8 protein-coding genes are annotated in these 13,998 nt (G+C 41.8%); 2 read left to right on the top strand and 6 right to left on the bottom strand.

The features are described from left to right. Window positions 1-355 precede the first annotated feature (355 nt). On the top strand, window positions 356-7,276 hold the full coding sequence (locus MSHOH_RS25405; protein ID WP_162197656.1) for a DUF7507 domain-containing protein: 6,921 nt from the start codon (window positions 356-358) through the stop codon (window positions 7,274-7,276). Between the two features lie 362 nt (window positions 7,277-7,638). Then, window positions 7,639-8,643, top strand: coding sequence for a phosphate signaling complex PhoU family protein (locus MSHOH_RS17940; protein ID WP_082089410.1), 1,005 nt, complete (start codon window positions 7,639-7,641; stop codon window positions 8,641-8,643). Between the two features lie 362 nt (window positions 8,644-9,005). Here MSHOH_RS17940 and MSHOH_RS17935 read toward each other — a convergent pair whose 3' ends face one another. From MSHOH_RS17935 to MSHOH_RS17910, 6 genes are all read right to left on the bottom strand, one after another. Continuing rightward, on the bottom strand, window positions 9,006-9,323 hold the full coding sequence (locus MSHOH_RS17935; protein WP_048141736.1) for a hypothetical protein: 318 nt from the start codon (window positions 9,321-9,323) through the stop codon (window positions 9,006-9,008). Continuing rightward, window positions 9,304-10,257, bottom strand: coding sequence for a DUF7490 domain-containing protein (locus tag MSHOH_RS17930; protein ID WP_048141734.1), 954 nt, complete (start codon window positions 10,255-10,257; stop codon window positions 9,304-9,306). Before MSHOH_RS17930 ends, MSHOH_RS17935 begins: the two co-directional genes overlap by 20 nt. 88 nt (window positions 10,258-10,345) lie before the next feature. After that, a complete protein-coding gene (locus MSHOH_RS17925; RefSeq protein ID WP_048143617.1) occupies window positions 10,346-11,140 on the bottom strand; it encodes a COG1361 family protein in 795 nt (264 codons plus the stop codon). Between the two features lie 458 nt (window positions 11,141-11,598). Beyond that, window positions 11,599-12,324 (bottom strand): ABC transporter permease, encoded by a 726-nt coding sequence (locus MSHOH_RS17920; RefSeq protein WP_048141732.1) that lies wholly within the window; start codon window positions 12,322-12,324, stop codon window positions 11,599-11,601. Further along, complete coding sequence (locus MSHOH_RS17915) at window positions 12,324-13,091, bottom strand: ABC transporter ATP-binding protein (RefSeq protein WP_048141730.1); 768 nt, start codon at window positions 13,089-13,091, stop codon at window positions 12,324-12,326. Before MSHOH_RS17915 ends, MSHOH_RS17920 begins: the two co-directional genes overlap by 1 nt. Then, window positions 13,088-13,981: an energy-coupling factor transporter transmembrane component T family protein gene (locus MSHOH_RS17910; protein WP_048141728.1), complete on the bottom strand. Its 894-nt coding sequence runs from the start codon at window positions 13,979-13,981 to the stop codon at window positions 13,088-13,090. Before MSHOH_RS17910 ends, MSHOH_RS17915 begins: the two co-directional genes overlap by 4 nt. Between the last annotated feature and the right edge of the window lie 17 nt (window positions 13,982-13,998).

Here is a 13,998-nt window from a genome sequence, read left to right as displayed (position 1 = left end):
TGTTAAAGTCGGTTCTCATTAAATACAAAAAGTACTTCAGTTAATCAGTTAGCACACTCTCGAATTTTCATAAATATCTAAATTCGGGTATTTGTCAAAATCCATATAATAGTTACTAATAGTTACTAATTTTTAACACAGAAACAATTGTAATTAAATGAATATTTAAGGCAAAATTTTAAAAAATCTTAATTCTGACGAAAATAGCAAGAATAATTTTCAAATTATGTAGAGGGTTTGGAATGAAAAACAATAATGTATTCAAACAAACAAGGAGTGTTTAAATATGAAATACCAGCGTGTTAACATCTCCAGTAAATTGTTTTTATGTTCGATTATATTTTTTCTTGTATTGATGAGCGCTTCTGTTACACATGCAGAAGATTATCAACTTGTGACTAAGTGGGGTTTTCCTGGAAGCGACATAACTCTATTTAATTCTCCACGAGGTGTTGCTGTAGACTTTTCAGGTAATGTTTATGTTGCTGATACAGAAAACCATCGCATTCAAAAATTCGACAGCGATGGCGGATACCTGGTCTCATGGGGTTCCGAAGGAAGCGACGACGGACAATTTAGTTATCCAGATGGTGTTGCGGTTGACTCTTCAGGTAATATATACGTTGTTGATACACAAAATAATCGGATCCAGAAGTTTGATGATTATGGCAATTTTGTAACCCAGTGGGGTTCTTCCGGGACAGGCGATGGGGAATTTTCTAATCCTCAAGGTATTGCAGTCGACCCTTTTTTAGGCGATATTTATGTTGCTGATACAGGAAATAATCGCATTCAGAGGTTTGACAGTAGTGGTGGATTCATATCTACATGGGGTTCTTCTGGAACCGGTAATGGAGAATTTTCTAATCCACAGGGTATTGCAATCGACTCTTTAGGTACTGCTTATGTTGCCGATACGGGCAATAATCGCATTCAAATGTTTGGCAGTAATGGTATATTTCTATACACATGGGGTTCTTCTGGAAACGGCGAAGGAGAATTTAATGTTCCTACGGGCATTGCCTTTGACTCATTAAATAATGTCTATGTTGTTGATACCTCTAATACCCGCATTCAGAAATTTGACAGTAGCGGTATGTTCATAACAACATGGGGTTATTATGGAAGCGACGACGGACAATTTTCGAATCCGCAAGGTATTGCAGTCGACTCTTCAGGTAGTGTTTATGTTGCTGATTCGGATAATGATTGCGTTCAGAAATTTGCTAAAATAGACCCGGTATTTCCTGTTGCAAATTTCAGTAGCAACGTGACCAGTGGATATGCTCCTCTATTAGTTCAATTTACGGATTTATCGGAACATGCAACTGGCTGTAACTGGGATTTTGGAGATGGAAATACTTCAACCGAGCAGAATCCAATGCATGTTTATTCTGCTGCAGGAAACTACACTGTTAACCTTACTGCGAGCAACCTAAATGGTACAAACTCTACCTTTGCCAACATAAGTGTTTCAGTACCAGTACTTCCTTATCATTTCGTGAAAAAATGGGGTTCTTTTGGAACCGGTAACGGTCAATTTAATTTTCCTGCCGGTGTTTTCGTCGACTCTTCTGGCAATGTTTATGTTGCCGATACCGATAATAATCGCATTCAGAAATTTGATAGCAGTGGTAACTTCATAATTACCTGGGGTTCATCTGGAACCGCCAACGGAAGTTTTAGTTCTCCCCACGATATTGCCGTTGACTCTTCTGGCAATGTTTATGTTGCCGATACCGATAATAATCGCATTCAGAAGTTTGACAGCAGTGGCAACTTCATAATTACCTGGGGTTCTTCTGGAACCGCCAACGGAAATATTAATTATCCGAGGGGTATTGCTGTTGACTCTTCTGGCAATGTTTATGTTGCTGATACAGGAAATAATCGCATTCAGAAGTTTGATAGTAACGGCATCTTCCTGACCGCGTGGGGTTCTGTTGGATCCGATTATGGAAGTTTTATATCTCCCTACAGTATTGCCGTTGACTCTCCTAGCAATGTTTACGTTGCTGATACGTTTAATCATCGCATTCAGAAGTTTGATAGTAACGGTGCTTTCCTGACCACCTGGGGTTCTTCTGGAGCTGTCAACGGAAGTTTTAATTATCCTCGCGGTATTGCCGTTGACTCTTCTGGTAATGTTTACGTTACCGATTTGTATAATCATCGTATTCAGAAGTTTGATGGTAACGGCACCTTCCTGACTACCTGGGGTTCTTCTGGAACCGCAACCGGAAGTTTTATATATCCGACCGGCGTTGCCGTTGACTCTTCTGGCAGTGTTTATGTTGCTGATAAAAATAATTGTCGCATCCAGAAGTTTTCGACTAAAGTGTTTCCTGTCTCTAACTTCAGCAGCAACGTGAGCAGTGGTTATGCTCCTCTGACTGTTCAGTTCAACGACAGTTCTGAGAATGCAACTGAATGGGGCTGGAACTTTGGCGACAGTTCCAATTCTACAGATCAGAATCCAACTCACATCTTCTCTACAGCAGGAAATTATACTGTTAACCTTACAGCAAGCAATGCAAACGGTACGGATACAAAGTTTGCTACAATAACTGTTTCAGAACCGCCAGTGTATCCCGCTGCCAGCTTCAGCAGTGATGTGATCAGTGGTTTTGCTCCTCTCTCCGTCCAGTTTACAGATAGTTCTGGAAATACAACCGGATGGAACTGGAATTTTGGAGATGGAAACACTTCAACAGAACAGAATCCGACTCATATTTACTCTTCAGTAGGTAGTTACGCCGTAAATCTTACAGTAAGCAATGGAAACGGTACGAGTTCGGCGTTTACGGACGTAACTGTTTTAGAGCAACCAGTCGCTTATCAATCGGTTGCGTATATTTCGAATTCCGCCAGTAACACTGTTTCTATAATTGACACTACGGATAATACTGTGAAAGCTACTGTGAATGTAGAAAACAATCCATGGGGAGTTGCAGCCACACTGGATGGAAAGGTATATGTGGTGAATGATCAAAGCCACACTCTGTCTGTAATTGGCATTGCAACAAACACTGTAGTAGCCACAGTACCTGTAGGAAACATTCCTTTTGGAGTTGCAGCCAATTTGAATGGAACAAAGGTATATGTGACGAATCAGGGTAGCAATAATGTTTCTGTGATTGATACAGCTACAGATACTGTTACAGCAAGTGTGGATTTGGAAAGCATACCTGCCGGAGTTGCAGTCAATCCTGCGGGAACAAAGGTATATGTGACGCAAGAAAACGGAAATGTCTCTGTAATTGACACAGCAAATAATACTGTTATAGCTAATGTGTCTGTAGGAGGCATACCCACTGGAATTACAGTTAGCCCAACAGGAAGGAAGGCATATGTAACGAGCCAAAGCAGCAACACCGTCTCTGTAATCGATACCGCAACAAACATTATTACAGCCATTGTGGATGTAGAACTGGGTCCTGCAGGAGTTGCAGTCAGTCCGGACGGAACAAAGGTATATGTGGCTAACATGGGCAGCGGCAATGTATCTGTAATTGACACAGCAAGCAATAATGTTGTAGCTTCTGTGGGTGCAGGAAATTCTCCTTTTGGAGTTTCAGTCACTCTGGATGGGACAAAAGCATATGTGGCCAACATGGGTAGTGGCACTGTATCTGTAATTGACATAGCAAATAATACTGTTACAGCTACTGTGAACGTAGGGAATTCTCCTATTGCCTTTGGGCAGTTCATTGGTCCAGAACTGGTGTTTCCAGTAGCTAATTTCAGTACCAACGTAACAAGCGGTTATGCCCCTCTCTCAGTCCAGTTCAACGATAGTTCTGAAACCACAGACGAATGGAATTGGGACTTTGGAGATGGAAATACTTCAATCGATCAGAATCCGGTGCACACTTATTCTATAGCTGGGAACTACACTATAAATCTGACAGCCGGCAATGGGAACGGTACTAACTCTACTTTTGCCAACATAATTGTTTTAGAATATAATCCTGCTTACACCATTGACAAAACTGTTACAGATGTTTCCGGAAAAGGATCTTCAGCCAACGTAACTGTCGCAGGAGATGTTATCAGCTATCAGATTGAAGTTAATAACACCGGAAACACTGACCTGACAAATATAAACGTTAGTGATCCTCTGCTTGGCAGCCTTACAGGTCCATCCGGTGACAATTCTCAAACCGGAATTTTAAACGTAGGTGAGAACTGGACCTATACTGGCAATTATACTGTTACTCAGTCTGATCTGAACAGTAACGGTGGAGGAGACGGATTCATTAACAACACAGTAACCGTTGACTGTGATGAACTTGATCAGGAAAGTGACAGTGCTGAAGTGCCTGTTGAACAGAATCCTGCCTACGGAATCAGTAAGACTGTTATAGATGTTGCTGGCAGAGGTCCTGAAGCAAATGCAACATCTGCAGGAGATATAATCAGCTATCAGATTAACGTTACAAATGATGGAAATATTGACCTTACAAACTTAAGTGTTGATGATCCTCTTATAAGCCTTACAGGGCCTGTAGAGTCTCTGGCCACTGATGGAATTTTAAAAGTCGGAGAATACTGGATTTACACCGGTAATTACACTGTTACACAGTCTGACCTGAACAGCAATTATGGAGGAAACGGCTATATCAACAATACGGCAACTGTTAACTGTGATGAACTGGATTCACAAAACGATAGTGTTGCAGTCCATATAGAACAAAGCCCAGCTTACATTATTGACAAAACCGTAACGGACGTTGCCGGAAACGGATCTTCGGCAAATGTAACAAAGTCCGGAGATATCATCAGCTACAAGATTGATGTTAACAATACAGGAAACATCGACCTGACAAATGTAAGTGTCAGTGATCCTCTTCTTGTCAACCTTACAGGTCCTTTTGGTGACAATTCTCAAACTGGCATTTTAAACGTAGGCGAGAACTGGACTTACACCGGAACTTACACTGTTACTCAGGCCGATCTGAACGATAATGGTGGAGGAGACGGGTTCATTAACAACACAGCAATTGTAGATTGTAATGAACTTGATCAGGAAAGTGACAGTGCTGAAGTGCTTATTGAACAGAATCCTGCCTACGGAGTCAGTAAGATTGTTATAGATGTTGCTGGCAGGGGTCCTGAAGCAAATACAACATCTGCAGGAGATATAATCAGCTATCAGATTAACGTGACAAATTATGGAAACATTGACCTTACAAACTTAAGTGTTGATGATCCTCTTATAAGCCTAACAGGGCCTGTAGAGTCTCTGACCACTGATGGAATTTTAAAAGTCGGAGAATACTGGATTTACACCGGTAATTACACTGTTACACAGTCTGACCTGAACAGCAATTATGGAGGAAACGGCTATATCAATAATATGGCAGCTGTTGACTGTGATGAACTGGATTCACAAAACGATAGTGTTGCAGTCCCTATAGAACAAAGCCCAGCTTACATTATTGACAAAACCGTAACGGACGTTGCCGGAAAAGGGTCTTCGGCAAATATAACCAAGTCCGGAGATATCATCAGCTACAGGATTGATGTTAACAATACAGGAAACATCGACCTGACAAATGTAAGTGTCAGTGATCCTCTTCTTGTCAACCTTACAGGTCCTTCCGGTGACAATTCTCAAGTCGGCGTTTTGAATGTAGGTGAGAACTGGACTTACACCGGAACTTACACTGTTACTCAGGCCGACCTGAATAGTAATGGCGGAGGGGACGGTTTCATCAACAACACGGCAACTGTTGATTGTGATGAACTGGGTTCACAAAACGATAGTGTTGCGGTTTCGATAGTACAGACTTCTGCTTACATGATTGATAAAACCGTTACTGATGTTTCAGGTAATGGATCTTTGGCAAATGTAACAAAAGCCGGGGATGTCATCAGCTTCCAGATTAACGTAACAAACGACGGAAATCTTGACCTTACCAATGTAAGCGTAGGTGATTCTCTTATCAATCTTACAGGGCCTATAGAATCTCTGAATACCGATGAGGTTCTTGAAGTAAGCGAGAGCTGGATTTACACCGGTAATTATACTGTTACTCAGGCCGACCTGAACAGTAATGGCGGAGGGGACGGTTTCATCAACAATACAGCAACAGTTGACTGTACTGAACTTGATCCGGAAAACGACAGTGTTGCAGTTCCTATAGAAAAGAACCCTGTTTGTACTATTAAGAAAATTGTTGTTGATATTGCTGGAAACGGCCCTGCAGGCAATATAAGTTCTGCAGGAGACATTATCGGTTTCCAGGTTAATGTGACAAATAGCGGAAACATTGACCTTACCAATATAAGCGTCAGTGATTCTCTGGTCAACTTTACCGGGCCATACGGTGACGTGGCTAATTTCCTGCTTTTCCAACCTGCAGAAATATTCCGGAGCGTGCAGAATGGTGACGGGGTTCTTTCTGTCGGAGAAACCTGGTATTACATTGGAAACTACACTGTGACTCAGGAGGACCTGAACAATAACGGTGGAGGTGACGGTTTCCTCAATAGCACTGTAACTTTTATTTCCGATGAAACGGAGCCGATGAACTCCAGTACTATCCAGTACATTAATGACAGTGGTAATGAAAGCGGCAATATTAGTCCTGGAATCTATATCGAACGGAATCCGAACTGTTCTATCTACAAGTCCGTCCTTGAAGTTGTTAATGGTGAAAATGATGCAGTAAACGATGCAGGAGATATCATTCGGTACGGGGTCCTGGTAATAAATGAAGGCAACGTCGAACTTACGGGAGTTTCAGTAAATGATCCTATGATTTCCTTGGTAGGACCTTCCGAGTCAAAAACTGGTGACGGGGTTCTTGAAGTCGGAGAAAACTGGACTTACACAGGAAATTATACTGTAACCCATGAAGATATGGACAGCAATGGAGGCGGTGATGGAGATATCGATAATACCGCAATTATAAGCTGTAATGAGCTTTCAAACAAGACCAGCAGTGTAGAAGTGCAGCTCATTGTTCCTGGTGACAGCAGCCATGGAAGTGGAACTGGAAGAGCCCGCGTCGTTTCTGGCACTGCTAAAAACGATGAAGTGAACGAAACTCCGGTAAAAGGGAATGGAACCAGGATTAAATTTGAAGAAGAGACTGAATATGTTGAAGAAAACACTGGAAATTATACCGTAAAACCACAGACCGCAAGTGAGGAAACTGCAGTTGAAAGTATTTCTAAGCTCGGAAAAATTTTCTGGACGGTTTGTCTGTTTATAGCCTGTCTGGTTATTGTGTTTCTATACAAAAGAAGACCGGAAGATCGGAAATAAATAAGGGCTTTGTAAAAACTCTTTACTTTGATGCAATAGGTTTACAGGTTCTTATATGGTCAATACTGCCAACAGAAAATAGGGGGCTCTTCGGGGCTTCCTGAAAACTTCAATTTCATAAAAATATATAAAAATAACTACGGGTAAAATCCACAAAAGCATATTTTTATATATTTTTGTTTTTTGCTTTTTTAAGCAATTCTATGTTTTTCTCTGATTCTTTTCAACCATATAGACTATACTTAGACGACAAAATTATAGGTTATTTTTTTTGATCCGCTACTTTCAGGATACCTTTATATATCAATATCGTCTATATAGATTTTGTAATATTCATTACTCTCTCTTCAGGGGGCTTACTTATTACCAAGGATAAAAGAAAAGTCCAGTTTACAGGAAATTCTACTTATATCGTGTCTCTCCCCATAAAATGGGTCAGGGATATAGGGCTTGAGGCCGGGGACACACTTACTCTTACACCCATGCCTAACAAAACGCTGCTTGTTTCCTCCAGTGCGGTTTCGAAAGAGCATTCTGTCCTGAAGGCAACTATAGATTATCTTCATTCCGACAGTGCGGAAAACAACTTAAGGATCCTTATTTCTCATTACCTTGTAGGTTATGACGTAATCAGGCTTACGACAAAAAAAGGTTTCAGCGCCTATGATCGAAAGTTTATAAAAGATTCTGTGCGCCAGAAACTCATAGGTCTTGAGCTTGTGGAGGAATCCAGGAATGAGCTTGTTTTCCAGTGTCTCCTGAATTACAATGACCTGCCTCTTGGCCGTGTGATTAAAAATATGTACGGACTCGTTCTCTCAATGCTTGAAGATTCCATGACTTCCCTTCGGGATCATAACGTGGAAATCGCCGAAGATGTCATTCAGAGAGACGACGACGTTGACCGCTTCTATCTTTTAGCTGTCCGTCAGCTTAAAGCCTCAATCGAGGACATCGAACTCTCGGAAAAAATAGGAATCAGGCATCCGCGGGAATGTCTTGGATACAGGCTCATTACCAAGAGCATCGAGCGCGTAGGAGACCATGCAGTAAGGATCGCCAGGAATGTCCTCAAAATGGAGTCAGGAATCAGCAATGATGACCCGATTTTCAAGATGGCTGATCTCTCCAGGAAAGTATTTGAGAGCTCCATAGATTCCATGCAGGAAGAGGACCTTCAGGCTATAAACAAAATCGTTGTCGAAGCCAAAAAAGTTTCTCAGTTTGGCGTTTCCCTTGAGTCAAGGGATATTGAAGGTGCAGGCAGTATCGAACTCAGCATGGTTCTTGAGAGCCTGCGGAGAGTAGCCGAATACAGCGCTGATATTGCAGAAGTTTCCATTAATATGAATATAAAACAGGTCTGAACCTAAAGGTTTCTGTCCTGTCCCTTTTTATTTCTTTTATATTCTATATTTACCCGGTTTTTTTCTATTTTTTAATGTTTTCTGATCCGGGAAACCGAGTTTCAATCCACAGATAAATATAAAAGTACCTCCGCCAGCTTGTCTGACGGTTAGTCGAAAGAAAAGATGTAGAAGGAAGAAGTAGAAGAAAAAGAGAAAAGGAATAAAGATTCATGCAGGTGTAATCTCGGAAGATCTTCCACTAAGCATTGTCTTCCACTAAGCATTGTCTTCCACTAAGCATTGTTATTGGTTCATCTAAAAAAGGGATTTTTACTGATCCCTCTAAAAAGGGGAGATTTAGCTCCTCTAAAGGGTTACAGTTAATGTTTATTTGGAAGGAGAAGCCTGATCATATAAATCCCTATAATCAGGACTAGCAAGCTAAAGAGAGCCTGCATAAGTGCCTGGTACTTCGGATGGAAGATAGCAATTATTGCCTCCTGCATATTGAAGAAAAAAGAAAACAGGGCGATGAAAATAAGGGCTAACAGAACAATTAGCACAACTGCATTTACGAGTTTTTTGACCGACGCATCGTTATTTTCCGGTTTATTATCTTTTCCGGGCATTTGAACTTCCACAGAGTGACGATCTGTGTCTCTTTCCTCAATATAAGGATTATCTTCTTTTCCAACCATGCAATTCCTCGTTCCCTTCCTTTTTACTTTCAAGGCCCCTGTTTATTATAATACCTGCAGCTAGCAAAAGAACCACACACGTGACCAGACCCTTAAAACCGGGAGTTGAATCTTTGGAACTGGAAGCTTTTTCTTCTATGGGAGATTCAACAGGTGTGCCTTCTTCCACAAGTGGATAATTTTTGGTAACATTCCGCTCTATCTTGTCCATTTTTATTGGCTCGGTGACTTCGGAAGTGATAATTTCCCGACCATTTTCTTCCACAGTAACCGAAATTGTATATTCTGCCCTTCTTGGGAGCACAAAGCGCACATGCCCTCTAAGCTGGCTTGGACCTTTGACAATCCCGAGTTCATCGCTTTCGGTATATGAGGTGTACGCATCTGTTTTTGCGGTAACTACCATGGTCAGAGCTTTGGAATCTCCCCCCTGATTATAAATTCCGGGAGAAATATCCACCACAGCTTTAGCATCTCTATCCGTGAACTGGGTAATTACAAGATTCATATCAGTAAGCAGGATGTCAGCCGGCTGATTAACGGACGAATTAACCTTTACGATAACAAATGAGCTCATTGAACCAAGAAGCTTGCCTTCCTGAAAAAGTTGGACCTCCACTTCATAATTACCGGGGTTTACAACTCTCAACGGCACGGTATTGTAAGCAAGAGATTGAGCTTTGATATAACCCATATCCACATCTTTTTCTGCCGCTATCAGGTGGGTCTCCTCCTCAATAATTTTGACTTTGACAGAAAGCATAGAACTGTCAGTGTCCTGGTCATTGCGGATATAAGGGGTGACTGTCAGAAGGGTGCTCTCTCCTTGAGGAGTGGACATTACATCTATATTTTGAATGAAAACCTCATCGTATTCCCTGAAAATGTCTTCTGAACTTCCAAAACAACCGGAAGAGAGGATTAAAACCAGCAAAATGCTGATTAAAAATCCACTAAATAATAAAAGAGGAGATTTCTTAGGTTTTATACATAACCTGAATCTCATGGGAACCAGATCCGGATTATAGCTTTACTTTAAGTACAAGTGTCTGCGAGTCAAGTAGGTAATCTCCCTTCATCAGATTTACATACACATTAGTTTCTCCATTGGGAGCATCTTTCATAATAGGGAGCTCTGTACCTCTTGTATAGGAAGTTCCTCCTTTTGCCATCGCTTCGGTGATATTAACAGTAGAGTTGTTCCCAATCAGCTTGTTTTCCATATCTACTACCACATACATGGACTCTCCGGCTATAGTTGTTTGTCCATGATTCTTTACAGAGAATTTCACTGTGACATTCTCACCTTTCTTAGCTTCCCAGGTAGAAACAGGGGGAGATGCACGCAGCTTGTCCATGCCTTCGGCAAAGCCGACAAACTGAAGTTTTGCATCAGGCAGGATAACTGTCTGTACAGGCACGACCTTCGTCCTGATTATGGGTTTTTCTTCTTCATCGATACCCGAAGCATATGACAGTGTTAGCATCAAAGGATTTTCAACCTTATCAAACGAAGGAGCCATAACCCTGAAACTTAAAGCAGCCTTACTTTCTGCAGGAATGTTAACCTGTGAACTTGGCCCCACAATTGTAAATGGATCAAAAGAACTTACAGACACCGAGTCAATTGCCCGGGTGCTGTTGTTATTCAAGACATTTACGGAAATATCCTGCTCATTAAACTCCTTGATTACTAGGGGTTCTATGCTCACGGCCAGATCTTCCGGACTGACTGGTGAGCTTGTCTTTATCGTCGATGCACAGCCAGATATAAAAATCACTGAAACGAGTAGCATCAAAGCCAGCAACTTCTTCATATTAGTACCTTCCTCAAATCTCATATCTGGGTATTGTCCTGTAACTATTGGGCAAACATATGAAAAATTTAATATTCTTTTACCCAAAAACGGTGTTTAAAGCCTAAACATACCCGGTAAATTGAAGATTTGGTTCGCAGTGCTTTCTATCTATAAAATCCACGTATGTGAATATAATCTTTACTATACGTAGTCAAATAAGAATTTTTCTGAATACCTGCGCGTAAAAATTAAAACCATTTTGTTAATATAATTAAATCTTTTTATATATGAAAATTAGATTATTTTTCTTATATTTATTCTAAGTAAATATTTCTCAAATATTTCTCATATCTCTTTTTTGCGGACATCTCTTTTGTCAAAATGACTTCGTGCTGTTGCACTTGCAGTGCAACTTCCAGAAAACCTTCGGTTTCCTGTGGTCTCGAATCATAACTCTGGAGAGTCCGAATCTTTTTTCACACAACCGCCTTTCGGAACTGATATGTCCCGAGAAGTACCATAATTCCGGCTCCTATGGCGAGGCCGATGATCCCATTAACAGGTATCCCCCCTTCGAACAGCATTCTTGCACTGTCTATTGCGTAACTGACCGGGTTGAGCCTTGCAAGTATCCTCAACCAGGAAGGCATAACATCATAGGGCATAAGAGCACTGCTCGTGAAAAACAGAGGCATGCTGATCATGCTGTTTACAGCCGAATAACTATCGTGGTCACTCAAGTATAGTCCTATCATAGTTGAGAGGGCAGAGAAAAATACTGAAAACAGGAACAATGTAAAATATATCAGAATTATGTTTATCGGGTTCAATACCCTTACTCCAAGGAGCGTGGCTATCAGGAGGATCACGGTTGCCTGCAGCAGGCCCCTTACGCTGATAAAGAGGATTTTTCCGTACAGCATGCTTTCTCGCGGGGAGGGCATGGCGAGGAACTTATTCAAAAAGCCCAGTATTTTATCGAAAATCATAAGAGATCCGCCCTGCAAGGAGGAAAAGAGAGTTGTCATGACAAGGATGCCTGGAGTGATAAACTCAAGATAATTATCTGTAAACTTTGTGGGCAGGGCAAGCCCGACAAATACCAGCCAGGCTGCAGGCATTACAAGCGAAGAGATAACGGTTACTCTACCTCTGAGCCATTTTACAAGGTCCCTTTCAAAATAATAGAATACTGCTCTCATTATCTCCGCCTCAGAAGGTTTCTAAACTGAGTTGAATTAAACCCTGCCTGCTCTTCAGGGGTTTTGACTTTCTCAAGGAAAACATCATTGAGGGAAGCATTTTCTCCGATTGAGCTTACAAGGTTTTCAGGAGAGCCGACAGCTGCTATTCTGCCTTTATCAATAATGGCAACTCTGTTGCAGTACTTTTCTGCCTCTTCAAGGTAATGGGTGGTCATGAAGATAGTCATTCCTTCGGCTTTCAGCATCCTGATATGTTCCCAGATCTTCTTTCTGCCGCTAACATCCAGGCCAAGGGTAGGTTCGTCAAGGAAAAGGACCTCAGGCTCATGTACAAGTGCCTGAGCAAGTTCAAGGCGCCTTCTCATTCCTCCCGAGTACTTTGCTACAAGATCGCCTTCACGGTCCGAAAGCCCCATCATCTCGATCACTTCATCCACCTTTGAATCTCTGTTCGGGATCCCGTAGAGTTTTGCATAAAGCAGCACATTTTCCCTGCCTGTCAGCTTCCGGTCCACTGCCATGTCCTGCGGGACATAACTTATCTTTGACCTTACCTTTTTTGAGTCCTTTACTATATCGTATCCGCAGACTTTTGCGGTGCCGCTGTTCGGTCTTAGCAGGGTCGTAAGCATCATTACAGTTGTACTTTTGCCTGCCCCGTTGGGACCAAGAAGCCCAAAGATCTCGTTTCCCACATCAAGGTCCAGGTTGTCAACAGCACGCAGGTTCCCGAAAGATCTGGATAATTTTTTGATTTCTATCACAGGTATCCCCTGGCGATTGCATAAACAGGTCTTAAACCTGAAGTATAATAAATTCCACTTGTATACAGGTTGTAAAGAAGCTTTATGATCACAATACTTATGGCAGCAAAAACACAGATCGTAACCACTGCCTTATCAAATTCCGAAAACTTCAGTTTTTTTAGGTATGTCCTTTCAGTATTTGCCCGAAAAGCCCGGCTCTGGATGGAAACCGCAAGGGTGCCGGTCCTTCTTACACAATTTGAAAGGGTCGGAGTCAGTATATTAAGTGAGGTTTTGATGATCCCTGACCCAAACCTTTTCGGGTTAAACCCCCTGAGCCTCTGGACTGTTATCACAGTAGCTACTTCGGTAATTATTATCGGAAGGAACCTGACTGCTGTGACCACCATAAAAGCCACGCTATAAGGGACCCTGAGCCCTACAAGGCCGTTTAATATATCCCTTGAATCCGTGGTCCAGCACATCAAAAGTCCCAGGGAAAGAATCGAAGCCGACCTCAAGCCCTGAATAGCACCGTGCCGGAGCCCTTCTTCATATACGAATAACCCTCCGTTTGTCAGCCAGCCAAGGACCGGAAAATCAGGACTGATTATGGTAAAAATTACGGTCCTCGGTAGCTGGGAGTAAAAAAGAGCCTGAGAATAGATAGTTCCCCAGATCAAAAGTATGAGCAAAATAGCAAGGGTTTTGAGCTTTATTGCAGGCATCCTTGCGAGTGCAAACCCGGAGAGTACGATCAGAAATAATAAAAACATAGTCTCAGGATTGTCCAGGGTAACTGCTATAAAAGCAGTCGAGATCAGGATCAGGATCTTTGCTCTGGGATCTATCCTGTGAATGATCGTGTCTTTAATTGTTGGTTCTGCAATTGATCTGGCACCTATCATAATATCACTTCAGCCGT

The sequence above is a fragment of the Methanosarcina horonobensis HB-1 = JCM 15518 genome, from assembly GCF_000970285.1.
Taxonomy (GTDB): domain Archaea; phylum Halobacteriota; class Methanosarcinia; order Methanosarcinales; family Methanosarcinaceae; genus Methanosarcina; species Methanosarcina horonobensis.
The sequence above is the reverse complement of the archived record's forward strand: the minus strand, read 5'-3'. Positions and strand labels throughout refer to the sequence as shown.

Coding starts and splice junctions, on each gene's coding strand:
- MSHOH_RS17910 (WP_048141728.1), bottom strand. CDS start 13,981: ATGATAGGTGCCAGATCAATTGCAGAACCAACAATTAAAGACACGATC.
- MSHOH_RS17925 (WP_048143617.1), bottom strand. CDS start 11,140: ATGAAGAAGTTGCTGGCTTTGATGCTACTCGTTTCAGTGATTTTTATA.
- MSHOH_RS25405 (WP_162197656.1), top strand. CDS start 356: ATGAGCGCTTCTGTTACACATGCAGAAGATTATCAACTTGTGACTAAG.
- MSHOH_RS17935 (WP_048141736.1), bottom strand. CDS start 9,323: ATGGTTGGAAAAGAAGATAATCCTTATATTGAGGAAAGAGACACAGAT.
- MSHOH_RS17920 (WP_048141732.1), bottom strand. CDS start 12,324: ATGAGAGCAGTATTCTATTATTTTGAAAGGGACCTTGTAAAATGGCTC.